Below are 23959 nucleotides of genomic sequence, written 5' to 3' on the forward strand. Positions count from 1 at the left end.
TGCTGTATGCCTCCACATTTCATTGATGGTCAACCGCACGCCCATCCGGACCGGCCCAGGCGGACCCGGCAACCGGGGGAGCCGCTGCGGATCGGCATCGGCGGACCGGTCGGTTCGGGCAAGACCGCGCTGGTGGCCGCGCTGTGCCGCCAGCTGCGCGACGAACTGTCGCTCGCGGTGTTGACCAACGACATCTACACCACCGAGGACGCCGACTTCCTGCGCCGCCACGCGGTGCTGCCCGACGACCGGATCGCCGCCGTGCAGACCGGCGGCTGCCCGCACACCGCGATCCGCGACGACATCACCGCCAACCTCGACGCCATCGACGACTTGATCGCCGGGCACGACGACCTGGACCTGATCCTGGTGGAATCCGGGGGCGACAACCTGACGGCGACGTTCTCCTCCGGTCTGGTGGACGTTCAGATCTTCGTCGTCGACGTGGCCGGGGGAGACAAGGTGCCGCGCAAAGGCGGGCCGGGGGTGACGTTCTCGGATCTGTTGGTGGTCAACAAGACCGACCTGGCTCCGCTGGTGGGCGCCGACTTGGAGGTGATGCGCCGCGATGCGGCCAAGGTCCGCGAGGGCCGGCCCACGGAGTTGATCTCGCTGACCGAAGATCCAGCAGCGTCCCGGGTCCTCGATTGGGTGCGCGAGCAGCTGCGCGTCAACCAACTCACCTGAGCCGCAATGCGTTCTGATGTCGTGGTGGTGGCGCAGCCGGGACGGCTGCCTCGCATCGAATGCCGTGGGGCCCTGGCGGCCCGGCACACCGAACCCGACACCGTGCACCTGGTGTCCGCGGCGGCGACTCCGCTGGGCGGGGACGTCATCTCGATCCGCATCGTCGTCGAACCTGGTGCGCTGCTGCGGCTGCGCAGTGCCGCCGCGACCGTCGCGCTGCCCGGGGCCGCCACCACCGATTCACATGCGTGCTGGCAGATAGAGGCCTGCGGTGAGCTCGACATCGACCCGGAGCCGACGATTGTGGCCGCCAACGCCAGACATGTCAGCGAGCTCACGGTCGGCCTGGGTGATGCGAGCCGACTGCGGATCCGGGAACGCGTGCAGATCGGTAGAACCGGTGAGCGCGAAGGGTTTTGGAGCGGCGCCATGCGGGCAGACGTGGCAGGCGCGCCGCTGCTGAGGCACCGTGTGGAACTCGGGCCGTCGTCGGTGGCCGACGATGCGCTCGGCACTCCGTTGGCCTGTGTGAGCGAGTTGCGCTACCCAGAGCCCGCCACCGACGCCGCGGGAGTCACCCTCGCGCTGGCGGCCGGCGGCAGTCTGTCGACGTGGCAGGGGCAGCGACTCTACTCATGACGCCCGGCCAGGGTGAGGACGAGGCGGGCGCCACCCAGCGGGCTGGTGGTCAATGACGCTGTGCCGCCGTGCAATTCCGCCTGCTGGGCCACCAGCGCCAGTCCGAGTCCGGACCCGGACCGCGACGCGGTCGAGCCGCGGGAGAACCGCTCGAACACCGCGGTCCGTTCGTCTTCGGGAACCCCGCTGCCGTCGTCGTCGACGGTGATCTGGACGCCGTCGGCCGAACTGGACACCGACAGCTGAACCTCGGTGGCCCCGCCGTGCTTGACCGCGTTCGCGATCGCGTTGTCGATCACCAGTCGCAGGCCTACCGGCAGTCCGACCATCAGCACCGCGGGCGACGGCACCAGCGACACCTTCAGGTCGCGGTAGATGCGTTCGGCGTCGTGTGCGGCGCGGTCGAGCAGTTCGGTCACGTCGAACGGCACGAAGTCCGCGGCCGTGGTCAGCTCGCCCTGGGCCAGCCGCTCCAGCGCGGTCAGCGTGGCCTCGATGCGACTCTGGGTCCGGATGACGTCGCTGATGACCTCATTGCGCTGTTCGGGTGCGAGGTCGAGGGTGGAGAGCACCTCGAGGTTGGTGCGCATGGCTGTCAGCGGGGTGCGCAACTCGTGGGAGGCGACGGCCGCGAAGTCCCTGGCGGATTCCAGTGCCGCCCTGGTGCGATCCTGCTCGTCGCCGATGCGGGCCAGCATGCCTTCGACCGCCTCGGCGATCTCCACGGCTTCCTTGACGCCGCGCACCTGGACCTCGTCGGGGTTGGACTGGGCGTTGATCGCGCGGGCCTGCTGGGCGAGCACCCGGAACGGGTTGATCATGATCAGCGAGATCAGCCAGCCCACCACGATGGTGCCTGCGATGACCCCCGCACAGATCAACAGCACGCGCAGATGCAGTTCGGCGATCCGCCGCTGGGTCTCGGCCAGGGGAGCGCCCAGCGCGATCGTGGCACCGCCGACGGCGAACGTCCGCACCCGGTACTCGACGCCGTCGATCGTGGTGTTGGCGTAACCGTTGCCCAGCTCGGGCAGCACCACGTCGGGCGGTACCGACATCGCCATCGCGCCGACCCGGATCGTGCGCACCAGATTGCCGTCGGGCGTGGGTGTCCCGACCCCGCCGGGCGCGGAGGTGTTCAGCAGCGAGCTGACGTCGCCGAGGCTGCTGACCGAGTCCAGCCGGCGGTCCAGCTGGCTGTACTGGTCGTTGGTGACACCCAGCCACACCCATGTGCCCAGTGTGAGTACCAGGATCACGACGGAGAACGCCGCGACGATCACGATCGTGCGCAGCGACAGCATCCGGGTAGGGAGCCGCTGCAGCACGCGGTAGACGATCTCGTCGGGCTTCACGACCACGCCGACCACCTTAGGGTGCAGCGTGCGACGAACGTGGGACCGCGCCGGGGCGCGGCTAGACCACGCCGGGTGCCAGCGGGCGCTGAATCAGACCGCAGCGGTTGCGGAAATCGGTCGACGGCTGGCGGATGCCATCGAGCTCGGCGCGGATCTGCGGGTTGGCGTCGAGATACTGCTGCGTCTGCGTCTTGACCTGATCCTTCGGCAGGCCCTGCAGGCCGGTGAAGAAACCGTTGACGTCCGGGTGCGTGAACAGGTAGTTCGACATCGCCGCCGACACTCCCGCCATGATTCCGGTCATGTCCGCGGTGGTGCAGTTGGGCGGCGGGTCCGCCGCGGCCGGGCCTGCCAAGATCACCGAAGCCGGGCCGGCCACGCTGAGCAACACCGCGCCGGCGCCGATCGCTGCCGCAGCCGCGCGACGCACGGAACGATTGGATGTCATCGAGCCCCCTTGTAGTCAGACTGTCGTCGCCGATCATGCTAAGGCAGCCGGTGCCTGAACACGCTCATTTCGCCTGCGCTCACGGGCAACTCCCAGTAGCGCAGGCGCGGTCAGCTGGCGGCTTTCTCGTCCTCGACGGTGGCCGCGATCTCCTCGAGTTGCTCGATCCTGGTGCGCGCGTAGGCCTGCTGCTCGGTGATCGTCAGCTGCCCGCGGTGGCTTCCGATGAACGTGCTGATCCACGACAACGACGTGGTGAGCCGTGCCTTGAACCCGACCAGGTAGATCAGGTGCAGGAACAGCCACGCCAGCCAGGCGATGAAACCGCCGAATTCGATCTTGCCGACCTTGGCCACCGCCGAGTACCGCGACACCGTGGCCATCGAGCCCTTGTCGAAGTACTGGAACGGCTCACGGGCCGCCGGGTCGGCGCCCTTCAGTTCGGCCTTGATCAGCTTGGCTGCGTACTTGGCGCCCTGGATGGCGCCCTGCGCCATACCGGGAACACCCTCGACGAACGCCATGTCGCCGACCACGAACACGTTCGGGTTGCCCGGAACGGTGAGGTCGGGCAGCACCTTGACCCGGCCGGCCCGGTCGATCTCGGCGCCGGACTGGTCGGCGATGATCTTGCCCAGCGGGCTGGCCGACACGCCGGCCGACCACACCTTGGTCGCGCATTCGATGCGGTCGAGGCTGCCGTCACCGCGCTTGACGGTGATGCCGTTGCGGTCGACGTCGGTGACCATCGCGCCGAGCTGGATTTCCACGCCCAGCTTCTCCAGCCGGTCGGCGGCCTTCTTGCCGAGCTTCTCGCCCATCGGCGGCAGCACCGCCGGGGCGGCGTCCAGCAGGATGACCCGGGCCCGGGTGGAGTCGATGTGGCGGAACGCACCCTTGAGGGTGTGGTCGGCGAGTTCGGCGATCTGCCCGGCCATCTCCACACCCGTGGGGCCGGCGCCGACGACGACGAAGGTCAACAGCTTCTCCCGGCGCACCGGGTCGCTCGACCGCTCGGCCTGCTCGAAAGCGCCCAAAATGCGTCCGCGCAGTTCCAGGGCGTCGTCGATGGTCTTCATGCCGGGCGCCCACTCGGCGAAGTGGTCATTGCCGAAGTAGGACTGGCCCGCCCCGGCGGCGACGATCAGGGTGTCGTACGGGGTGCGGTAGGTGTGGCCGAGCAGGATCGAGTCGACGGTCTTGTTGGCCAGGTCGACGTTGGTGACCTCGCCGAGCAGAACCTGGCAATTCTGCTGATCGCGCAGCACCACGCGGGTCGGCGGGGCGATCTCGCCTTCCGAGATGATGCCCGTCGCCACCTGGTACAGCAGCGGCTGGAACAGGTGGTGGGTGGTCTTGGCGATGAGCTTGATGTCGACGTCGGCGCGTTTCAGCTGCTTGGCGGCATTCAGGCCGCCGAATCCCGAACCGATGATGACGACCTTGTGCTTATCCGATGGGGTGGCACCGGGGTGGGTCATTTCTGCTCCTCAACGACTTGCACAGGACACCTACTACGGTAGTCGCCCGGGCAACGGGTTTCGCACCCATACCCGGGCCAATCGGGTGATGTGGACCACCTATGGGGGCTACCCGCCGAGCAGCGGGCGCACGGCCTCCGCGACGGCGGTGATTCGGCCGGGGTGGTAACCGTCCAGGTGGGTGACCGGGCTGAGGATGACGCCGTCGACGCCGGCGTCGAGCACCTTGGTCTTGATCTGGTCGGCGATCTGCTCGGGCGGTCCCCAGACCGCGCGCTGTTTGACGTCGGCGGGGACGAAGTCTTCGGTGACGTTCTCGTCGATCAGCCCGAAGACGAGCATGCTGGTCTCGAGCGTGCTCGGGTCGCGGCCGATCTTCTCGCACTCCTCGTTCTTCACCTGGATCTTGCGGGCGAGCTCGTCGAAGCCGCAGACCAGATTGAGGTGGTCGAAGTGCTTGGCCGCCAACGGAATTGTCTTCTTCTCACCGGTCCCGCCGATCATCAGCGGGATGTGGTCGCGGAAGCGGGGGTTGGCGAACGCCTCCTTGGTGCGGTAGTACGTGCCGTCCACCGTGACCCGCTCGCCCTCGAGCATCGGCAGGATGATCTCCAACGCCTCGTGGAGCTTGTTGAACCGGTCGGTGAAGGTGCCGAACTCATAACCCAGCGAGTCGTGTTCGAGTTCGAACCAGCCGGTGCCGATGCCCAGGATCGCCCGGCCCTGGCTGATCACGTCGAGGGTGGTGATGGCCTTGGCCAGCAGCGTGGGGTTGCGGTAGGTGTTGCCGGTCACCAGCGTGCCCAATTGCACCCGCTGCGTGGCGTTCGCCAGCGCACCCAGCGTGGTGTAGGCCTCCAGCATGGGCTCCTCGGGAGCGCCGAGGTTGGGGAGTTGATAGAGGTGGTCCATCACGAACACCGCGTCGGCGCCGGCCGCTTCCGCCTCCTGGGCCTGCGCGATGACCGTCGGGAACAACTCCGGAATCCCGGTGCCGTACGAGAAATTGGGGATCTGGATCCCGAGTCGAATCGTCACGGACTCGACGTTAGTCCCCGCCGGCGAACTTCAGGTGAACCGAACCGATCAGCCGAAGTTGGCGAGCGCGCCCCGGCCGACGTGCACGGTCTGGCCGGTGATGTGCCGGGCCGCGGGCGTGGTCAGGAACAGTGCGAGGCGGGCGATCTCGGCTGCCACCGACGGCGGGGTGCTGGACCGCCCGTCGTAGGACGGCTCGGCGCTGCGGCCGCACGCCACGGTGTTGACGGTGATGCCGCGGGTACCGAAGTAATCCGCTTGTCCCGCAGTCCAATTCGACAGCGCGGCCTTGACTGCGGCATCGGCGCCGCCGTCGCGGGGATTGTCGGGCACCACGGTGACGATCGAACCGCCCGAACGCAGGTGATCGCCGATGTTCTGCACCAGCAGCACCGCGGACAGGACGGTGGCGTCCAGTGCGGCCCGCCAGGCCTTCGCGGTGTCGCTCAAGCTGAAGGTGCGGGGGTCGCCGCCGACCCAGGCGGGTGCGGGCACGTGGACGATGGTGTCCAGGTGGTGCGGGAACTCGCTGCGCAGTCCACCGAGGGTCTCCGCGTCGGTGGCGTCGCACACGATCGCGTCGACGTCGAGTTCCTTGGCGGCCACCTCGAGATCATCGCGGCGTGCCCCGCTGATGACGACCTTGTGGCCGGCGTCGCGAAAACCTTCCGCAATCGTCCGACCCAGTTCGGTGTCACCTCCGGTGACCAGCACGTCCATCCCGTCAACCTCCTTGTTGGATTACGGCGAAATGTTACTGGACGGTAGCTAAAGAGGCCAATGCCGCGCCGACACGATCCGGACACGACATCGCGTTTCGCCCTAGGGTGTGTCGGGTGAAGCGCAGCCGGGCGCACCGGACGCAGCCGCCGCTGCCGCGGTGGGTCTATGTGCCCGCAGTGCTCGGCGCGGCCTTCGTGGTGCTGCCCCTGGCGGCGATGGCGGTCAAGGTCGACTGGGCCGACTTCTGGTCCCTGATCAGCAGTCATGCGTCCCAGGCCGCGCTGCTGCTGAGCCTGCGCACCGCGGCGGCCAGCACGGCGATGTGCCTGATCCTGGGTGTGCCGATGGCACTGGTGCTGGCCCGCAACGACGGCCGGATCGTGCGGGCGTTGCGACCGCTGATCCTGTTGCCGCTGGTGCTGCCGCCGGTGGTGGGCGGTATCGCGTTGTTGTACGCCTTCGGCAGGCTCGGCCTGCTGGGCAGCTATCTGGAGGCGGCGGGCATCCGGATCGCATTCACCACCACCGCTGTGGTGCTGGCGCAGACGTTCGTCTCGCTGCCCTTCCTGGTGATCGCGCTGGAGGGCGCGGCCCGCACCGCGGGCGCCGACTACGACATCGTCGCCGCGACGCTCGGGGCGAGGCCGGCAACTGTGTGGTGGCGGGTGACGTTGCCGCTCCTGATGCCCGGGCTGGTCTCCGGGGCGGTGCTGGCCTTCGCCCGCTCGCTCGGCGAGTTCGGGGCCACGCTGACCTTCGCCGGCTCGCGGCAGGGGGTGACCAGGACGTTGCCGCTGGAGATCTATCTGCAACGGGAGAGCGACGCCGATGCGGCGGTGGCGTTGTCGCTGCTGCTGGTCGTCGTCGCGGCAGTGGTGGTGTTGGGCCTCGGTGCCCGACGGCTGTCCGGCTGGACCGGCAGTGGCTGAGCTGCAGTTCGCCGCCGCGGTGGCCGACCGCTCGTATGAGGTGGCGTTCGACGTGGCCGCCGGGGAAGTGCTGGCCATCCTGGGGCCGAATGGTGCCGGCAAGTCCACCACGCTGCACGTGATCGCCGGTCTGCTGCAGCCGGACTCGGGCCGGGTACGCGTCGGCGGTCGCACGCTGACCGACACCGCGGCGGGGATATCGGTGCCCACCCACGACCGTCGCGTCGGCCTGCTGCTGCAGGATCCGCTGTTGTTTCCGCATCTGAATGTGCAGGCCAACGTGGCGTTCGCGCCGCGCAGTCGTGGCGAGGGCCGTGCGGCGGCCCGGCACGGCGCCGCGCAGTGGCTTGCCGAGGTGGGACTCGCCGAACTCGCCGACCGCACGCCGGATCAGCTCTCCGGGGGGCAGGCGCAGCGGGTGGCGATCGCGCGGGCGCTGGCCGCGGAACCGGAGGTGCTGCTGCTCGACGAGCCGTTGGCAGGCCTCGACGTCGCGGTGGCCGCCTCGGTGCGGGCGCTGCTGCGGCGGGTGTCCTCAGCAGGCCGCGCGACGGTGTTGATCACCCACGACCTGCTCGACGTGCTGACGCTGGCGGACCGCGTGATGGTGCTCGACGCCGGCGGCGTCGCCGAGATCGGTGCGGTCGGCGACGTGTTGGCGGCGCCGCGCAGCACCTTCGGTGCCCGTATCGCCGGCGTGAACGTCGTGCGGGGGATGGCGGCCGGTCCGGAGGCCGTGCGTGCCGCCGACGGGACGCTGTGGCACGGCAGGCACGCCGCTGCGTCGTCCGGCGACGGCGCACAGGTCGCGGTGTTCACCCCGGCCGCGGTCGCGGTCTACCGCGAACTGCCGCACGGCAGCCCGCGCAACAGCGTCCAGATCCGGGTCGCGGAACTCGATGCGGACGGCGCGCGGGTGCGGGTGCGCGGCCAGGAACAGGCCGACGGCGCGCCCGGCTTGGCGGCCGACATCACCGCGGAGTCGGCAGCCGCCTTGCGGCTGGCGGCGGGGGACGCGGTGTGGTTCACAGTGAAGGCACAGGAGGTCGCGTTGCACCCGGCAGCGCGGTGACGACGCGTCCGCGACCTGCATCGTCGGCCGATTTTGTAAGCTCGCAACAGCGTTACAGGGCGTCACATCGTGAGCAGGCCACACTTGCGTCACGGCCGTAACACGGTAGGTTCATCGCCATGACGCAGCCGGACTCGATTTCGCGATGGCCAGGCCTGTGGACGGCGGTCGCACTCACCGCGGTGACCGCTGCCACCGCCGTCACGATCGCCCTGCCGTCGTCGACCGCTCTCGCGGATCCCGCGGCGCCGACACCCACCACGGCGGCACCCGCCGTGCCGCCGCCGCCTGCGGATCCCAACGCTCCGCCGCCGCCTCCGGCCGATCCGAACGCACCGCCGGTCGCGCCCCCGCCGCCCGCGGATCCCAACGCTCCGCCGCCGCCTCCGGCCGATCCCAACGCTCCGCCGCCGCCTCCGGCCGATCCGAACGCTCCGCCGCCGCCCGCACCGCTGGAGCCGGGTCGGGTCCCGAACGCGTCGGGTGGCTTCAGTTATCTGCTTCCCGCAGGCTGGGTGGTGTCGGACGCGTCGCGGCTCAACTACGGGCAGGCGCTGCTGAGCAAGACCACGGCCCCGGCGGAGAACGGGCAACCCGCCCCGACCGCCAACGACACCAGCGTCATCCTCGGCCGGCTGGACCTGAAGCTGTTCGCCGGCGCCGAGCAGGACAACAACAAGGCCGCGATCCGGTTGGCATCGGACATGGGCGAGTTCTTCATGCCGTTCCCGGGCGTCCGGATCAACCAGCAGAGTGGCGCGCTGCAGGCCGGTGACATGCCGGGCTACTTCTCGTCCTACGAGGTGAAGTTCACCGACACCACCAAGCCCAACGGCCAGATCTGGGCCGGTGTGGTCGGCACGTCTGTCCCGAACGCGCCGCGCGATCAGCGCAATCAGCGCTGGTTCGTGGTGTGGCTGGGCACCGCCAAAGATCCGATCGATCCGGCCGCCGCCAAGGCGCTCGCCGAGTCGATCCGGCCGTACACCCCGCCGCCTCCGCCGGCGGGAGATCCCAACGCGCCGGTGGCCGATCCGAACGCGCCGCCGCCCGCCGCGGGTGGGCGTATCCCGCTCGGTGTACCCGTCCCGGTGGAGACGCCGGTCCCCGGGATGACCCCCGGCCAATAGGTGATCGTGGCCGTTTGATGCGGCCAATCGTTACCTGCCAGGCGTATACCAAGGGATAGCGGTCGGCAATCACGCTGGCCGGCGATCCGGAGGAGACCGTCATGGACATGGTTGCAGCGACTGAATTCCTCGCCCGTTCGACGACGCTGACCAGCGTCGGCTGGATCGGCTACATCATCATCGGTGCGCTGGCGGGCTGGATCGCCGGCAAGATCGTCAAGGGCGGCGGCTCGGGCATCCTGATGAACATCGTCATCGGGATCGTGGGCGCGCTCATCGGCGGGTTCCTCCTGAGCTTCTTCCTGGACACCGCTGCGGGCGGTTGGTGGTTCACCCTGTTCACCGCGGTCCTGGGCTCGGTGATACTGCTCTGGATCGTCGGCATGGTCCGCAAGACCTAACCCGCCAACCTCCGCCGGGCGTTGCACCATAGAGGGATGACGACGCAGGCGACCACGATGCGCGCTTGGCGGGTGCGCCGCCCCGGGCCGATGCGCACCCATCCGCTGGAACTGGACAGTGCCGCAGAGGTCCCGCGGCCCGCGCCGGGCGAACTGCTGGTGGCCGTGCTGGCCTGCGGCGTCTGCCGCACCGACCTGCACGTCACCGAGGGCGACCTGGCCGTGCACCGCCCGCACGTCACACCCGGGCACGAGGTGGTCGGCGAGGTGGTCGCCGTCGGCTCCGACGTCGGTGCGGAATTCGCCACCGGCGACCGGGTCGGCATCGCGTGGCTGCGCCACACCTGCGGGGTGTGCCAGTACTGCCGCCGCGGCGCGGAGAATTTGTGCCCGAACTCGCGCTACACCGGGTGGGACGCCGACGGTGGCTATGCCGACTTCGCCACTGTGCCTGCTGATTTCGCCCATCGACTGCCGGACGGCTATACCGACAGCGAGCTGGCGCCGCTGCTGTGTGCCGGGATCATCGGCTACCGGTCGCTGCTGCGCGCCGAGCTTCCGCCCGGGGGACGGCTGGGGCTTTACGGGTTCGGCGGCAGTGCCCACATCACCGCGCAGGTGGCGCTGGCGCAGGGCGCCGAGGTTCATGTGATGACGCGGGGCAGCGAGGCGCAGGAGCTGGCGCGCAGTCTTGGGGTGGCGTCTGCGCAGGGAGCGGCCGACCGGCCGCCGGTCCCGCTGGACGCGGCGATCCTGTTCGCCCCGGTCGGTGACCTGGTGCTACCTGCCCTCGAGGCGCTCGATCGCGGCGGGACGCTGGCGATCGCGGGCATTCACCTCAGCGACATCCCGACGTTGAACTATCAGCGACACCTGTTCCAGGAACGCCAGGTCCGGTCGGTGTCGTCGAACACCCGCGCCGATGCCCGCGAGTTCCTTGCCTTTGCGGCTCGCCATCACATCGAGGTCACCACGCCGGAATATCCGCTCGGACAAGCAGACCGGGCCCTGACCGACCTGGTCGAGGGTCGGATCGCGGGGGCCGCGGTTCTGTTGCCGTGACTCAGAGCGCGGCGAGGACTCCGCGCAATCCGGCGGCTAGGCTGCCCCGCCCGCTGCAGTACAGCGGACCGGTTCCGTCGGACAGCAGGATCCGCAGCCGGGCCATGCCGCGCGCCCGCACCGGTTGCGGGGCATGCAGCCGCAGGGTGATGTCGTCGACCACGTCGCGGCAGGTGGCCAACCGCTGCGGGTGGACCGGGATGTGTGACGAGTAGGCCGGCCGTTCGCGGTGCAGGTCGGCGAGGGCTTGACGCAGGCTGCGGGCGAGCGCTTCGCGTTCGGAGATCGACGTCAGTCGCGCCATGTGGATCGCCAGCGGGCTGCCGGGTAGTGGTGCGATGCCGTCGTCGACGTCGCGGTCGAGCCGGCCGGCGAACACCCGGGCCCGCAAGCGGGCGGTGACCGTCGCGCCCTGATACGGCACGGTCGGCGCAGGGGCGCCGAGGCCACCCGTCAGTTGGGTGTTAATCTCGCCGAAGTTACCGTGAAATTGGTTGAGCCCCATGGGCGTTTCCTGTTCCGAGCAGGCCTCGTTGCCTCACTCTAAATGACCACCACGGACGTTACACCGGTCACTCGTGACCAGTCAAGTTGTTTTGATGGTCACCGATGGCTACGCTCGACGCCATGGCCGACTGGCTGGCAGACCCCGAGAGCAAGCCGGCGCCCGAGCCGCTCTCGCGGGTTCAGGCGCTGGTCAACACCGCCGACCTCGAATCCGGTGCCGACCGGCTGGCCGGCGCCGACGACGCCGAGCCCTGGTTGCGATCCCACGGTCTGCTCCCGGCCGACGGCACTGTCACGCCGCAGGAGCTGGACGCGATCCGCGAGGTGCGAGAGGCGCTGCGCGCACTGCTGGTACACAACGCGGGCGGCCCGGCGCCGACCCCCGAGGACCTGCGCCCACTGAGCCGGATCGCCGACACCGCCACCGCGCGGGTGCACCTGCGCCCCGACGGCGCGCTCGACGTGGCAGCCGACGCCGATTCCCTGCCGGGGCGGCTGTTGTCGCTGCTCCTGATTGTTTCGGAGGCCCAGCGCGACGGAACCTGGGCGCAGCTGAAGGCGTGCGGCAACGCGAACTGCCGATGGGCGTTCTACGACCGCTCCCGCAACCACGGCGGCACCTGGTGCGATATGGCGACCTGCGGCAACAAGCTCAAGAACCGGGAGTTCCGGGCCAGGCGCAGCCGGGCCTAAGTCGACAGGTGCCAGACCAGCGCCGCGGCCAGCGCGCCGAGGCCGTTGAGCGACCAGTGCAACGCGATGGGCGCGATCAGGCTGCCGCTGCGCCGCCGCAGCCAGGTGAACACGAAGCCGGCTGCACCGGTGGCCAGCACAGCCATCACCACACCCGCGAGCATGCCCAGGAACCCGCCGCCGAACAGCCGGGTGAAGCCGACATTGCTGCTGGTCAACCCCAGGGAACTGGCGACGTGCCACAACCCGAACAGCAACGACCCCGCAGCAGCCACGCCCCGAAAACCCCAGGCCCGGTCCAGCGCCCCGTGCAGCACACCTCGGAAGGCCAGCTCCTCGGGGATGACGGTCTGCAGCGGAATGATGATCATCGAGGCGACCAGAGCGCCGGACAGCGTCGCGTAGTGGTTGTTCAGGAACATCGGCCGGGTCCAGGGCAGCAGCGCACCGACGGCGATCACGGTCAGCACCAGCAGCACCGCGCCCAGCGCGTAAAGCGCGCCGGATTTCCAGTGCTCGCGGCCCAGTCCCAGTTCGGCCCAGCCCAATCCGCGGGAGCGCACCAGCAACAGCAGGCCGGCGGCGGCGGCGGGCACCACAGCGATGTTGGCCCACGGCGTGGTGAAGTGCGCGAGCAGGTTGCTCATGGCGAGCACGACGACGACGACGCCGATGTCGACGTAGACGCGGAAGTGATGCAGGGCGGCCAGCTGCAATGCATGCGGATGGGGAGGCGCGGCCACCGCGCTGTGCTCAGACATAACCCGCCCGAGTGTACCCGCGCTCAGCGATGCGCCAGCAAAGTTCTACTCGTTGTCCCCGCCGGTCGCGGCGGTGGCGTCGACGGCCGCACCGGTCTGCTCGCCGCGCGCATCCGGCCACACCCAGTCGCGTACCTCAGGGATGTCGTCGCCGTGGGTCCGGGTGTATTCGCGGGCGGCGAGGCGCTTGTCGACCATCTGCTGGCGCAGTGTTGCGCAGCTCGACTGCAGGTGCGGAACGCGGTCGATGACGTCGATGACGAGGTGGTAGCGGTCCAGGTCGTTGAGCATCACCATGTCGAACGGCGTCGTAGTGGTGCCCTCTTCTTTGTAGCCGCGAACATGGATGCGGCTGTCGTTGCTGCGGCGGTAGGTCAGCCGGTGGATCAGCCAGGGATAGCCGTGATAGGCGAAGATCACCGGCTTGTCCGCGGTGAAGACTCCGTCGAACGCCCGGTTCGACAGTCCGTGCGGATGCTCGGTGTCGTCCTGCAGCCGCATGAGGTCGACGACGTTGACGAATCGGACCCGCAGCTCCGGCAGGTGCTGGCGCAGCAGGTCGACGGCGGCCAGGGCCTCGAGTGTCGGGACGTCCCCGGCCGCGGCGATCACCACGTCGGGATCTTCCCCGATCGTCTCGTTGCCTGCCCACTCCCAGATGCCGAGGCCGCGGGTGCAGTGCGCGATCGCCTCTTCCATGGTGAGGAAGTTGGGGTGTGGCTGCTTGCCCGCCACGACGACGTTGACGTACTGGCGCGAGCGTAGGCAGTGGTCGTAGGTGGACAGCAGCGTGTTGGCATCCGGGGGGAGGTACACCCGCACCACTTCGGCCCGCTTGTTGACGACGTGGTCGATGAACCCGGGGTCCTGATGACTGAAGCCGTTGTGGTCTTGGCGCCAAACATGGCTGGACAGAAGGTAATTGAGGCTGGCGATCGGCCGGCGCCACGGGATGTGGTTGGTCACCTTCAGCCATTTGGCGTGCTGGTTGAACATCGAGTCGATGATGTGGATGAACGCCTCGTAGCAGTTGAACAGCCCGTGCCTGCCGGTCAGCAGGTAACCCTCGAGCCAGCCCTGGCACTGATGCTCGGAGAGCATCTCCATCACGCGACCTGCGCGGGCCAGGTGTTCGTCGACCTCGGGTCCGAGCAGTTCGGCACTCCACTGCTTGTCGGTTACATCGAAGACCGCCTGCAACCGGTTGGACGCGGTCTCGTCGGGCCCGAAGATCCGGAAGTTGTCGGGGTTGAGCCGGATCACCTCGGTCAGCCACTGGCCGAGCACCCGGGTGGCCTCGGCGACCGTGGCACCGGGTGCGGGCACGTCCACCCCGAACGTCCGAAAGTCGGGCAGCCGAAGGTCTTTGAGCAACAATCCGCCGTTGGTGTGCGGGTTGTCGCTCATCCGCAGCTGACCCTCCGGCGCCAGCGCGGCGATGTGCGGGTCCAGCGTGCCGTCGGCGTCGAAGAGTTCCTCGGCGCGATAGGACGCCAGCCAGTCGGCCAGCACCTGCAGATGCTCGGGGGTGTCCCGGGCGCTGGCCAGCGGGACCTGGTGCGCACGCCACGATCCGGTGGTCTTCTTGCCGTCGATGTAGGCCGGGCCGGTCCATCCCTTGGGGGTGCGGAACACGATCATCGGCCAGGCCGGTCGGTCATCGGAGGGCGAAGCCTTGATCTCGGCGATCCGGTCCAGCACCTCGTCGAGCAGTGCGGCGAATCGCCGATGCGCGTCGGCGTGGTCCGCCGCCGCGTCCTCGGTCACCTCGAAGAAGTAGGGCTCGTGGCCCAATCCGACCATGAGGCTGCGTAATTCGTCGTCCGGGATGCGCGCCAACACGGTGGGGTTGGCGATCTTGTATCCGTTGAGGTGCAGGATCGGCAGCACCACACCGTCACGGGCGGTGTTGACGAACTTGTTGGAATGCCAGCTGGTCGCCAGCGCGCCGGTCTCGGCCTCGCCGTCGCCGACCACCGCGACCACCAGCAGGTCAGGATTGTCGAAGGCTGCGCCGTAGGCGTGCGACAGCGCGTAGCCGAGTTCCCCGCCCTCGTGGATCGAGCCGGGGGTCTCCGGGGCGACGTGTGAGGGGATGCCACCGGGAAAGGAGAACTGGCGGAACAGCCGGCGCAGGCCCTCGGCGTCCCGGGTGATGTCGGGGTAGGTCTCGGTGTAGGTGCCGTCCAGGTAGGCATTGGCCACCAGGCCCGGGCCGCCGTGACCCGGTCCGGTGATGTACACCGTCGGCTGCTCGCGCGCCTTGATGGTGCGGTTGAGGTGCGCGTAGAGGAAGTTCAGCCCCGGGGTGGTGCCCCAGTGCCCGAGCAGCCGGGGTTTGACGTCCTCGCGGCTCAGCGGGGTGCGCAGCAGCGGATTGTCCAACAAATAGATCTGCCCGACCGAGAGGTAATTGGCTGCCCGCCACCAGCCGTCGAGTTGGTCAATGGTCTCTTCGCTTATCGAGTCCATGAGTCCATCAAACCCTGATCGCGCCGACCGCGCTGCCGGGGCACCGATTGTTCACTACTACGCTGTCCGACGTGCTCGGCTTGGCGATGGACTCGTGACCGCTCCCGCGCTGCTCGCCGGTGTGCGAGTGCTCGACCTGTGCGACCAGACCGGCGACTCGGTCACCCGGCTGCTGGCCGACCTCGGAGCGGACGTCGTCAAGGTCGAGGCACCCGGAGGTAGCCCCGCCCGCCGGGCGCTGCCCACCCTGGACGGCGTCAGTATCCCGTTCGCACTGCACAACGCGAACAAGCGCAGCCTCGTGCTCGATCCCGCCGTCGCTGCCGACCGGCGTCGGTTTGTCGAGATGACCGGCGAGGCCGACATCCTCGTCGACAGCGGCATCCCCGGTGCGGTGGCGGCGTTCGGCACCTCCTGCGCCGCACTGGCCGACCAGTTCGGCCAGCTGGTCGCGATGACGGTCACCGACTTCGGCACCGAGGGTCCACGGGCGTCCTGGCGCGCCAGCGACGCGGTGCTCTACGCGATGTCCACCGCACTGTCGCGGTCGGGACCGATGACGGGCACCCCGGTGCTGCCCCCGGACGGTATCGCCTCGACCACCGCGGCCGTGCAGGCGGCGTGGGCGGTCCTGGTGGCGTACTTCAACCGGTTGCGCTGCGGGACAGGCGATTACATCGACTTCTCCCGTTTCGACGCGGTGGTGCTGACATTGGACCCGCCGTTCGGGACGCAGGGTCAGGCGGCGACCGCCCGCAACGCGGCCGAGCGGTGGCGCGGCAGGCCGCGGAATCAGGATTCGTATCCGATCTTCGCGTGCCGCGACGGCTACGTGCGGATCTGTGTGCTGGCGCCCCGGCAGTGGCGCGGCATGCGGGCGTGGCTGGGGGAGCCGGAACAGTTCCAGGATCCGATCTTCGACTCGATTGCCGCCCGTACCAAAGCCTTCGGTGAGCTCGGTCGGTTGATGGCCGCGCTGTTCGCCGATAAGACGATGGCTCAGCTGGTTGCCGAGGGGCAGGCGCACGGCGTGCCGATCGCCGCGGTGCTGACTCCGTCGCAAGCTCTGGAGTCCGAGCATCTCACCGAGGTCGGTGCGCTGCTGGACGCCGAGTTGGCGCCCGGCGTTACAGCTCGGGTGCCTGCCGGCTACTGGGTGGTCGACGGCAGCCACGCCGGATATCGCGCACCGGCACCTGGCCTTGCTGACAGCGATACCCGTTGGACATCAACACAATTCGCGCCGGATGCCAACCAGGCGGTGGGCGCCCGGCCGCTGGCCGGGGTCCGCGTGCTGGATCTCGGTGTGATCGTCGCCGGCGGTGAACTCAGCAGGCTGTTCGGCGACCTCGGCGCCGAAGTGATCAAAATCGAGAGTGCCGGCTACCCCGATGGCTTGCGCCAGAAGCGTCCCGATCAGCAGATCAGCGAGTCGTTCGCCCGTGCCCATCGCAACCAGCTCGGTCTGGGTCTGGAGTTGCGCAGCCCCGCCGGTTCCGAGGTGTTCGGCAGGCTGGTGGCCGCCTCTGACGCGGTGTTCGCCAACTTCAAGCCGGGAACACTGGCCTCCCTTGGCTTTTCCCCCGAGCGACTGCGGGAACTGAATCCCGGCCTGATACTGGCCGAAAGCAGCGCCTTCGGTGACACCGGACCGTGGAGCAAACGGCTGGGGTACGGCCCGCTGGTACGCGCGACGATCGGTGTGACCCGGCTCTGGACGTCGCAGGAGCCGCCCGCGCCCACCGCGCGGCACGCGTTCTACGACGCGACGACGATCTTCCCCGACCATGTCGTGGGGCGGATCAGCGCGATCGGTGCACTCGCGGGATTGATCCGCCGAGAGCGGGACGGGATCGGCGCCCGAACGCACGTCTCGCAGGCCGAAGCCGCGATCAACCAACTCGACACCCTGTATGTCACGCTGGCGGCTGCCACGGCCGGAGTCGGGCACGTCGAGCCGGACCCCGCCGCGCATCTGGTGCTCGCGTGCGCCGGGGATGACGAATGGTGCGTGGTGTCTCTTCGTTCCGATGCCGACCGCGAGGCGGTGGCCGGCGTCGTCGGCGACACGGAACTGGCCGACTGGACCAGGCAACGCTCGCCGCTGCAGGTTGCCGAGGCGCTGCAGGCCGCCGGGGTGGCCGCAGGCCCGATGAACCGGGTCGCTGACCTGGCCGACGATCCGCAGCTGACGTTGCGGAAAGTGTTCAGCGACATGGTCCATCCGCTGCTCGAGCACCCGCTGCCGACCGAGGCCGGCCCGGCGCCCTATCGCCACATCCCGCCCGCGCCGCAGCGTCCCGCGCCGCTGCCCGGCGCAGACACCCGCAAGATCTGCCGTGACGTGCTGAACATGACGGCCGGTGAGATAGACCAGCTGATCGCCGACGGCGTGTTGTTCGCCGCGGACGCCGAGACCCAGGAGCGATGAGATGAGCACCGGCGCAGAGATTTTCGTCGACGGAAAGTTCCTCAAGGCCGATCGGGTGCAGCCGGTGATCGAAGCGGCGACCGGTGAGCCGCTGGGCGACGGCGCCAGCGCCACCGAGGCCGAAATCGACGCCGCGGTGGCCGCCGCACGGGGCGCGCTTGCGCAGTGGCAGTCCGCCTCGCCCGATCATCGGGCCGAGTTGCTCACCGCGTTCGCTGCCGCCCTGGAGCGCCGAGCCCGATCCACCGACGAACTGGTGAGCCGCGAGAACGGCATGCCGATGTCGCTGTCGCGCGGTGCCAACGGGCGCTTCCCGGCCGCCCTGGTGCGCTACTACGCGCAGCTGATCACCGAAACACCGATCGAGGAGATCCGCCCGAGCATGATCGGGCACACCGTCGTGCGCCGGGAGGCCGTCGGTGTGGTGGCCGCGATCGTGCCGTGGAACTATCCGCAGGCCCTCGCCGCGTTCAAGCTGGCGCCCGCGCTGGCGGCCGGCTGCACCGTAGTGCTCAAGGCCGCTCCCGAAACCGCGCTGGACGCTTTGGTGTTCGCCCAGGCCGCCGAGGAGGCCGGGCTGCCTGCGGGCGTGCTCAACATCGTTCCCGGCGGTGCGGCCGCCGGCGCCTACCTGGTATCGCATCCCGGCGTGGACAAGGTCACGTTCACCGGGTCGACGGTCGCAGGGCGCGCGATCGGCGAGGTGTGCGGCCGGCTGCTGCGCCCGGTCACCCTGGAGTTGGGTGGAAAATCGGCGGCGATCATCCTCGACGACGCGGACTTGGACGCCACTGTCGCAGGCCTGCGGAACGCCTCATTCGTCAACAATGGCCAGACCTGCCACCTCAGCTCGCGGATCCTGGCACCTCGATCGCGCTACGGCGAGGTGCTCGACGCGCTTGTCGGCATGGTCGGTGAGCTCAATGTCGGCGATCCGCTGGACAAGTCGACCGATATCGGCCCGCTGGTCAGTGAGCGCCAGCGCGAACGGGTGCTGGGCTACATCGGGTCCGGGAAAGCAAGTTCGGCGAAACTGGTTGCGGGCGGCTCGGTTCCGGCCGGCCAGCCGCGCGGCTGGTTCGTCTCGCCGACGGTGTTCGCCGACGTGGACAACTCCGATCGGATCGCCCAGGAGGAGATCTTCGGTCCGGTGCTCGCGGTGATCCCGTACGACGGTGACGACGAGGCCGTTGCGTTGGCCAACGACAGCGAGTTCGGTCTGGCCGGCACGGTGTGGTCGACCGACGACGAGCGGGCCATCGAGATCGCCCGTGCGGTGCGCACCGGCACCGTCGGAATCAACGACTACCAACTGGACTTCCGTGCGCCGTTCGGGGGAGTGAAGGCCAGCGGTATCGGCCGCGAGCTGGGCCCGGAGGGGCTGGACGCGTTCTTTGCTCTCAAGTCGATTTACCGGGTCGGACCAGCAGACGACTGAGTGGCCACCCGCGACGCGGTCCGCGTCACGAATGGCCACTCAGCTGGGGGTTCTGTCCAGCCGGTGCTAGCCGGTGCCCAGGCAGCCCACGCCGTTGACGCAGCCACCGGCACCGCCTGGTCCGGCGCCGCCCTGGACGCCAGGAGCCGATCCGCTGACACCGCCCGGTCCGGCGCCGCCCTGGACGCCAGGAGCCGATCCGCTGACACCGCCCGGTCCGGCGCCGCCCTCGACGCCGGGCGCTGTGCCCGTCACGCCACCGGGGCCCGCGCCGCCGTTCACACCGGGCGCCGTGCCCGTCACGCCACCGGGTGCGGTGCCGGTCGCGCCGCCAGGTGCGGTGGTGTCACCGCCCGCCGGACTGGTCGTTACGACCACCGACGAGGTGGGCGACGTCGTCGTGGTCGACGTGCTCGTCTTGGAGCTGTCGTCGCCTCCGCCACAGCCGACGGCAAGCGTCAATACCGCGGCACCGCCGACGAATGTCATAGCGGCCCTTGAAATCACTCCCGATCGCACAGCCATACGGCCCTCACTTCCTTGTTAGGGGACGCTTAGGCGTACCCGCCGCGAGCTCAAACAAACCCTGGCTTGTGGCACCGGTCCCCGTTTGACCGCTTCGGACCGGGGTATCGGCTGTTCTCGACGAAGGGAGCAGGACAGTGAGCGTCCTCGATAACGCGAAGGGCCAGATCGCCGGACTGGTCGACAAGATCGCGGACAACGCGCCGCACACCACGGCGCAGCAGACCGTCACGGTCGCCTGCACGGTGATCGAGGCTGAAGAGCTCTGGCGCGACGCGCGCCGACTGTCGGAGGTGCTCGGCGAACTCGGGGAGGTGCGCTTCACCGAACCCAACCGCTACCACTGGCATCTGCACGCGGCAGGCGTCGACCTGGCGTGGGAGTCGCGGCTCGTCAGCGACACGGACGCGCTGCGCTTCGTCGGCAGCGACGGCAACGAGATCATCGTCGAGTACCGGCCCGCTCCCAACAACTTGGGCACCGAGCTGATGTTGCGGACCAAAACCCCTGCGCCGGAACTGCTTTCCGGTGCGGCCGCGTTCACGGTCCTCTACCGCGTTCGCGCCCTGCTGCAGACCGGCGAGATTCCCACCATCCGGCGTAATCCGAGTTCGCGCGCGTCCGCGCGCTGAGCAGAAAGGCCACCCATGCGTGCACTGTGTTGGAACGGCGTCAATGATCTGGCGGTCGAAACCGTCGACGATCCGACGATCCTCAACCCCCACGACATCATCCTGCGGGTGCGGTTGACCACCACCTGCGGATCGGATCTGCACTTCATCGACGGCTATCTGCCGGGTATGCGTGAGGGCGACGTCTTCGGCCACGAGTTCATGGGCGAGATCGTCGACATCGGTTCGGAGGTGTCAGTCCGCCGGATCGGTGAGCGGGTGGTCGTGCCGTCGTTCATCGCCTGCGACCGCTGCTGGTATTGCGACCACGAGCTCTACTCCTGTTGCGACACCACCAATCCCAACGCCCAACTGCAACAACCGCTGCTCGGCTATCCGTCCGGCGGGATCTACGGCTACACCCATCCCTTCGGCGGCTACGCCGGCTCACATGCCGAGTACATCCGGGTGCCGTTTGGCGACGTCAACTGCTTCCCGATCCCGGAGGGGGTCAGCGACGAACAAGCGCTGTTCCTGTCCGACGCCGCACCGACCGGCTTCATGGGCGCCGACTTCTGCGAGGTCTCCGCAGGGGACACCGTCGCGGTCTTCGGCGCAGGCGGAGTCGGGTTGATGGCCGCCAAGAGCGCGCAGCTGCTGGGAGCCGAGCGAGCCATCGTGATCGACCGCATCCCCGAGCGGCTTTCGCTGGCTCGCCACGGATACGGTTTGGAGACAATCGATTACACGGCCGTCGACAGTGTGCACGAGACGTTGCGTGAGATGACCGGCGGCCGCGGCCCGGACGCATGCATCGACGCGGTCGGTATGGAGGGGCACGGCACCGGTGTCCAACAGCTCTACGACAAGGCCAAGCAGCTACTGCACCTGGAGACCGACCGCGCCAGCGCGCTGCGGCAAGCGATTTTGGCGTGCCGCAAGGGCGGGGTGGTATCGGTACTCGGCGTCTACGGCGTCACCGACAAGTTCCCGATGGGCGTCGTCACCAACAAGGCCCTGACCATCAAGTCGGCCCAGCAGCACGGCCAGCGCTACATGGCGCGGTTGTTCGACTACGTGCAGCAGGGTGACCTCGACCCGGCCAAGCTCATCACCCACGACCTGCCGCTGGAGCAAGGTGTGCAGGCCTACGACATGTTCAAAAACAAGGACGACGGCTGCATCCGCGTGGCCATCAGGCCCTAGCCCTAGTCCAGCGAATCCCAGAACTGCGTCAGCGCGGAGGCGCCGCGCACCGGATCCTGCAGCATCCACCAGTGCCCGAGCCCCTCGAGCACCTCGGTGCGGGCACCGGCCTGCTCGGCCGCCGCGCGCCGCTGCTCTTCGGTGCCGACGTAGGTGTCCTCGGTGGCCAACAGCGACAGTCCCGGTCGGGCGGCGGCGTTGACCAGGAATCGGCCGGCTTCGGATACCGCGGGCTGGGCGGCCGAGCGGTACAGCGCCAGGATCGCCCGGCCCATCTCGGGTCCCTGCGCGAGCGCCAACTCGGTGGCGACGGCGGCCGGGATGCCCATCCCTGTCAGCAGTGCGACCCGATCGTCGTGCGAGCTGCCTGCCATCGCTTCGATGGCTTGTTCTCCGGCACCGGGCGCCTGCCACACCTGCGCCATGTCATGCCAGACGTAGTCGGGATGCATGACGCCGATGATGTCGCTGGCCCAGCTGCGCACCAGCTCGGGCCGATTCATGACGAGATTGAGCACATGACCGCCGCCCCAGTCATGACCGACGAGGTCCACGGGCTCGTCGAAGCCCTCCAACTCGCCGATGAGCCAGTCGCGATAGGCGACCATCGTCGCCGGGAAGTCGTCGGGCAGCGGCGCACCGAACCCGGGCGGCGACAACCGCACCACGTCGTCGCGACCGAGTGCCTCGACCAGCGGGCCCCAGATCACGTCGGTTTCCGGATTGCCATGCACCAGAACGACCGTCATGGCGTCATCCTGGCACGCCCGTCGGCCGAGGAGAACCGCCCCTCTGGCGGTCCGCCGGCCGGTGCTAGGTTTTGACAGGCGTCAAACGCCGTCACGACTACAGATAGGGGCCGTCGATGGATCCTCGGACGCCGGTGTTGGTCGCGGCGGGACAGATCAACCAGCGCGACGACGCGCAGATCGAACCCGTCGACCTGATGGCCGCGGCCGCGCGGGAGGCCGCCGATTCCAAGGTGCTGCAGGCCGTCGACGCCATCCGGGTGGTCAACCTGCTGTCGTGGCGCTACCGCGACCCGGGTCTGCTGCTGGGCCAGCGCATCGGCGCCCGCAATCCCTCGACCTACTACACCGGGGTGGGCGGGAACACGCCGCAGTCTTTGGTCAATCAGGCCTGCCTGGACATCCAGCAGGGGCGCGCCGATGTCGTCCTGCTCGCCGGCGGAGAGACGTGGCGGAACCGAAAGCGTATGCAGGCCAACGGAATCAAGCCTGGCTGGACTCGCCAGGGGGAGGACGTCGCAGTGCCGCCGGGCGCCGAGGACGAGGTGCCGATGTCCAGCCCCGCCGAAGAGCGCATCGGGCTGCTGTTGCCGTCGCACGTCTACCCGCTCTTCGAACAGGCGCTGCGGATCGCGCGCGGTGAGAGCGTGGCCGATCATCAGCGCCGCGTCGCGGAGCTGTGGTCGCGGTTCAGCGCGGTGGCCGCGGACAACCCGCAGGCCTGGAGCCGTGAAGCGCGCAGCGCCGAGGAGATCGGGCAGGCCGGTCCGGACAACCGGATGATCAGCTGGCCGTATCCGAAGCTGATGAACTCCAACAACATGGTCAACCAAGCCGCCGTGGTCATCCTGTGTTCGGCCGAGAAGGCCACCGAGCTGCAGATCCCGCGCGATCAGTGGGTCTTCCCCTATGCGGGCACCGACTCGCATGACACCTACTCGGTGGCCGAACGCCACGAACTGCACCGGTCACCAGCCATCCGGATCGCCGGGCGCCGCGCGCTCGAACTCGCCGGAGTCGGCACCGACGACCTGGCGCACATCGACGTCTACTCGTGCTTCCCGTCGGCCGTGCAGGTGGCCGCCGGCGAGCTCGGCCTGGCCACCGACGACCCGCGGCGGCCGCTGACCGTCACCGGCGGCCTGACCTTCGCAGGCGGCCCGTGGAACAACTACGTCATGCACTCCATCGCCACCATGGCCGGGTTGCTGCGCGACGACCCCGCCGCCTACGGCCTGATCACCGCCAACGGCGGGTTCCTCACCAAGCACAGCTTCGGTGTGTACAGCGCGACTCCGCCGCAGGCGGCCTTCCGCTGGGAGGACGTCCAGTCCGAGGTCGACCGCGAACCCACCCGCACCGCGGTGGTCGAATGGGAGGGCGAGGGAACGGTCGAGTCCTGGACCACCCCGTTCGATCGCGACGGTCGGCCGGAAAAAGCGTTCCTGGCGGTGCGGACCCCCGACGACGCCCGCGCGATGGCAGTGATCGACGACGCCGACGCGGCGGCGGTCACCGTGGCCGAAGACATCGCCGGTGCCAAGGTCCGGGTGCACGCCGACGGCCGGGCCAGCCTGTCCTGATCCGCTTCTCCCGAC

General features: G+C 69.0%; 23 protein-coding genes. 13 read left to right on the forward strand and 10 right to left on the reverse strand.

Annotated features, from left to right (window positions below; translation table 11 throughout):
* Positions 1-6 precede the first annotated feature (6 nt).
* Both ureG and BST42_RS12875 read left to right on the forward strand, forming a co-directional pair.
* The gene (ureG, locus tag BST42_RS12870) at positions 7-687 is read left to right on the forward strand and encodes an urease accessory protein UreG (protein WP_083119084.1); all 681 of its coding nucleotides are present in this window, start codon (positions 7-9) and stop codon (positions 685-687) included.
* Between the two features lie 6 nt (positions 688-693).
* The gene (locus tag BST42_RS12875) at positions 694-1326 is read left to right on the forward strand and encodes an urease accessory protein UreD (RefSeq protein WP_083119085.1); all 633 of its coding nucleotides are present in this window, start codon (positions 694-696) and stop codon (positions 1324-1326) included.
* Here BST42_RS12875 and BST42_RS12880 read toward each other — a convergent pair.
* The 5 genes from BST42_RS12880 to BST42_RS12900 all read right to left on the reverse strand — a co-directional run bounded on the left by BST42_RS12880 (position 1317) and on the right by BST42_RS12900 (position 6371).
* On the reverse strand, positions 1317-2630 hold the full coding sequence (locus BST42_RS12880) for a sensor histidine kinase (RefSeq protein WP_083119642.1): 1314 nt from the start codon (positions 2628-2630) through the stop codon (positions 1317-1319). The two genes, BST42_RS12875 and BST42_RS12880, sit on opposite strands and share 10 nt — an antisense overlap.
* 112 nt (positions 2631-2742) lie before the next feature.
* Positions 2743-3132, reverse strand: a complete 390-nt coding sequence (locus BST42_RS12885; protein ID WP_083119087.1) for a heme-binding protein — start codon at positions 3130-3132, stop codon at positions 2743-2745.
* A gap of 110 nt (positions 3133-3242) precedes the next feature.
* Positions 3243-4613, reverse strand: coding sequence for a type II NADH:quinone oxidoreductase Ndh (locus BST42_RS12890; RefSeq protein ID WP_083119089.1), 1371 nt, complete (start codon positions 4611-4613; stop codon positions 3243-3245).
* Between the two features lie 108 nt (positions 4614-4721).
* Entirely contained in the window at positions 4722-5651 is a 930-nt protein-coding gene (locus BST42_RS12895; protein ID WP_083119090.1) for an LLM class F420-dependent oxidoreductase, read from the reverse strand.
* Positions 5652-5699: 48 nt separating this feature from the next.
* Positions 5700-6371 (reverse strand): SDR family oxidoreductase, encoded by a 672-nt coding sequence (locus BST42_RS12900; protein WP_083119092.1) that lies wholly within the window; start codon positions 6369-6371, stop codon positions 5700-5702.
* Positions 6372-6487: 116 nt separating this feature from the next.
* Between BST42_RS12900 and BST42_RS12905 the strand changes: the two genes are divergently transcribed.
* From BST42_RS12905 to BST42_RS12925, 5 genes are all read left to right on the forward strand, one after another.
* Entirely contained in the window at positions 6488-7303 is an 816-nt protein-coding gene (locus tag BST42_RS12905) for an ABC transporter permease (RefSeq protein ID WP_237159396.1), read from the forward strand.
* Positions 7296-8375 carry a sulfate/molybdate ABC transporter ATP-binding protein gene (locus BST42_RS12910; protein ID WP_110918604.1) on the forward strand — a complete coding sequence of 360 codons (1080 nt, stop codon included), beginning with the start codon at positions 7296-7298 and terminating at the stop codon, positions 8373-8375. The genes BST42_RS12905 and BST42_RS12910 overlap by 8 nt, the downstream gene beginning before the upstream one ends.
* A 119-nt stretch (positions 8376-8494) precedes the next feature.
* Entirely contained in the window at positions 8495-9505 is a 1011-nt protein-coding gene (locus BST42_RS12915) for an APA family fibronectin-binding glycoprotein (RefSeq protein WP_083119096.1), read from the forward strand.
* A gap of 101 nt (positions 9506-9606) precedes the next feature.
* Positions 9607-9906 (forward strand): GlsB/YeaQ/YmgE family stress response membrane protein, encoded by a 300-nt coding sequence (locus BST42_RS12920; RefSeq protein WP_083119098.1) that lies wholly within the window; start codon positions 9607-9609, stop codon positions 9904-9906.
* A 36-nt stretch (positions 9907-9942) separates the two neighbouring features.
* Complete coding sequence (locus BST42_RS12925) at positions 9943-10968, forward strand: zinc-binding alcohol dehydrogenase family protein (RefSeq protein ID WP_083119100.1); 1026 nt, start codon at positions 9943-9945, stop codon at positions 10966-10968.
* 1 nt (position 10969) lies between these two features.
* On the opposite strand, the gene BST42_RS12930 is transcribed toward BST42_RS12925, so the two are convergent.
* Positions 10970-11473: a hypothetical protein gene (locus BST42_RS12930; protein ID WP_083119102.1), complete on the reverse strand. Its 504-nt coding sequence runs from the start codon at positions 11471-11473 to the stop codon at positions 10970-10972.
* 122 nt (positions 11474-11595) lie between these two features.
* Between BST42_RS12930 and BST42_RS12935 the strand changes: the two genes are divergently transcribed.
* Positions 11596-12168, forward strand: coding sequence for a CGNR zinc finger domain-containing protein (locus tag BST42_RS12935; RefSeq protein ID WP_083119103.1), 573 nt, complete (start codon positions 11596-11598; stop codon positions 12166-12168).
* On the opposite strand, the gene BST42_RS12940 is transcribed toward BST42_RS12935, so the two are convergent.
* Complete coding sequence (locus BST42_RS12940) at positions 12165-12929, reverse strand: CPBP family intramembrane glutamic endopeptidase (protein ID WP_083119104.1); 765 nt, start codon at positions 12927-12929, stop codon at positions 12165-12167. The genes BST42_RS12935 and BST42_RS12940 overlap by 4 nt on opposite strands.
* Before the next feature lie 45 nt (positions 12930-12974).
* Positions 12975-15401: a phosphoketolase family protein gene (locus BST42_RS12945; RefSeq protein ID WP_083119106.1), complete on the reverse strand. Its 2427-nt coding sequence runs from the start codon at positions 15399-15401 to the stop codon at positions 12975-12977.
* A 94-nt stretch (positions 15402-15495) separates the two neighbouring features.
* On the opposite strand from BST42_RS12945, the gene BST42_RS12950 reads away from it, so the two are divergent.
* Positions 15496-17832 (forward strand): CaiB/BaiF CoA transferase family protein, encoded by a 2337-nt coding sequence (locus BST42_RS12950; protein WP_237159398.1) that lies wholly within the window; start codon positions 15496-15498, stop codon positions 17830-17832.
* Position 17833: 1 nt separating this feature from the next.
* Positions 17834-19270, forward strand: a complete 1437-nt coding sequence (locus BST42_RS12955) for an aldehyde dehydrogenase (RefSeq protein WP_083119110.1) — start codon at positions 17834-17836, stop codon at positions 19268-19270.
* A gap of 66 nt (positions 19271-19336) precedes the next feature.
* On the opposite strand, the gene BST42_RS12960 is transcribed toward BST42_RS12955, so the two are convergent.
* Complete coding sequence (locus BST42_RS12960) at positions 19337-19759, reverse strand: hypothetical protein (protein ID WP_110918586.1); 423 nt, start codon at positions 19757-19759, stop codon at positions 19337-19339.
* A gap of 173 nt (positions 19760-19932) precedes the next feature.
* On the opposite strand from BST42_RS12960, the gene BST42_RS12965 reads away from it, so the two are divergent.
* Together BST42_RS12965 and BST42_RS12970 are read left to right on the forward strand one after the other, a co-directional pair.
* Positions 19933-20427 carry an SRPBCC family protein gene (locus BST42_RS12965; protein WP_083119112.1) on the forward strand — a complete coding sequence of 165 codons (495 nt, stop codon included), beginning with the start codon at positions 19933-19935 and terminating at the stop codon, positions 20425-20427.
* Between the two features lie 15 nt (positions 20428-20442).
* Entirely contained in the window at positions 20443-21612 is a 1170-nt protein-coding gene (locus BST42_RS12970) for a zinc-dependent alcohol dehydrogenase (protein ID WP_083119114.1), read from the forward strand.
* Between the two features lie 2 nt (positions 21613-21614).
* Here BST42_RS12970 and BST42_RS12975 read toward each other — a convergent pair whose 3' ends face one another.
* Positions 21615-22361 carry an alpha/beta fold hydrolase gene (locus BST42_RS12975; protein ID WP_083119115.1) on the reverse strand — a complete coding sequence of 249 codons (747 nt, stop codon included), beginning with the start codon at positions 22359-22361 and terminating at the stop codon, positions 21615-21617.
* 116 nt (positions 22362-22477) lie between these two features.
* Between BST42_RS12975 and BST42_RS12980 the strand changes: the two genes are divergently transcribed.
* A complete protein-coding gene (locus tag BST42_RS12980) occupies positions 22478-23944 on the forward strand; it encodes an acetyl-CoA acetyltransferase (RefSeq protein ID WP_083119117.1) in 1467 nt (488 codons plus the stop codon).
* The last annotated feature ends 15 nt before the right edge of the window (positions 23945-23959 follow it).

The organism is Mycolicibacterium rhodesiae, from assembly GCF_002086695.1.
GTDB lineage: Bacteria > Actinomycetota > Actinomycetes > Mycobacteriales > Mycobacteriaceae > Mycobacterium > Mycobacterium rhodesiae.

What these genes read in the sequence shown, in the direction of transcription:
- ureG (WP_083119084.1), top strand. Translation starts at nt 7, where the DNA reads ATGCCTCCACATTTCATTGATGGTCAACCGCACGCCCATCCGGACCGG.
- BST42_RS12875 (WP_083119085.1), top strand. Translation starts at nt 694, where the DNA reads ATGCGTTCTGATGTCGTGGTGGTGGCGCAGCCGGGACGGCTGCCTCGC.
- BST42_RS12880 (WP_083119642.1), bottom strand. Translation starts at nt 2,630, where the DNA reads ATGCTGTCGCTGCGCACGATCGTGATCGTCGCGGCGTTCTCCGTCGTG.
- BST42_RS12885 (WP_083119087.1), bottom strand. Translation starts at nt 3,132, where the DNA reads ATGACATCCAATCGTTCCGTGCGTCGCGCGGCTGCGGCAGCGATCGGC.
- BST42_RS12890 (WP_083119089.1), bottom strand. Translation starts at nt 4,613, where the DNA reads ATGACCCACCCCGGTGCCACCCCATCGGATAAGCACAAGGTCGTCATC.
- BST42_RS12900 (WP_083119092.1), bottom strand. Translation starts at nt 6,371, where the DNA reads ATGGACGTGCTGGTCACCGGAGGTGACACCGAACTGGGTCGGACGATT.
- BST42_RS12915 (WP_083119096.1), top strand. Translation starts at nt 8,495, where the DNA reads ATGACGCAGCCGGACTCGATTTCGCGATGGCCAGGCCTGTGGACGGCG.
- BST42_RS12920 (WP_083119098.1), top strand. Translation starts at nt 9,607, where the DNA reads ATGGACATGGTTGCAGCGACTGAATTCCTCGCCCGTTCGACGACGCTG.
- BST42_RS12925 (WP_083119100.1), top strand. Translation starts at nt 9,943, where the DNA reads ATGACGACGCAGGCGACCACGATGCGCGCTTGGCGGGTGCGCCGCCCC.
- BST42_RS12930 (WP_083119102.1), bottom strand. Translation starts at nt 11,473, where the DNA reads ATGGGGCTCAACCAATTTCACGGTAACTTCGGCGAGATTAACACCCAA.
- BST42_RS12935 (WP_083119103.1), top strand. Translation starts at nt 11,596, where the DNA reads ATGGCCGACTGGCTGGCAGACCCCGAGAGCAAGCCGGCGCCCGAGCCG.
- BST42_RS12940 (WP_083119104.1), bottom strand. Translation starts at nt 12,929, where the DNA reads ATGTCTGAGCACAGCGCGGTGGCCGCGCCTCCCCATCCGCATGCATTG.
- BST42_RS12945 (WP_083119106.1), bottom strand. Translation starts at nt 15,401, where the DNA reads ATGGACTCGATAAGCGAAGAGACCATTGACCAACTCGACGGCTGGTGG.
- BST42_RS12955 (WP_083119110.1), top strand. Translation starts at nt 17,834, where the DNA reads ATGAGCACCGGCGCAGAGATTTTCGTCGACGGAAAGTTCCTCAAGGCC.
- BST42_RS12960 (WP_110918586.1), bottom strand. Translation starts at nt 19,759, where the DNA reads ATGACATTCGTCGGCGGTGCCGCGGTATTGACGCTTGCCGTCGGCTGT.
- BST42_RS12970 (WP_083119114.1), top strand. Translation starts at nt 20,443, where the DNA reads ATGCGTGCACTGTGTTGGAACGGCGTCAATGATCTGGCGGTCGAAACC.
- BST42_RS12975 (WP_083119115.1), bottom strand. Translation starts at nt 22,361, where the DNA reads ATGACGGTCGTTCTGGTGCATGGCAATCCGGAAACCGACGTGATCTGG.
- BST42_RS12980 (WP_083119117.1), top strand. Translation starts at nt 22,478, where the DNA reads ATGGATCCTCGGACGCCGGTGTTGGTCGCGGCGGGACAGATCAACCAG.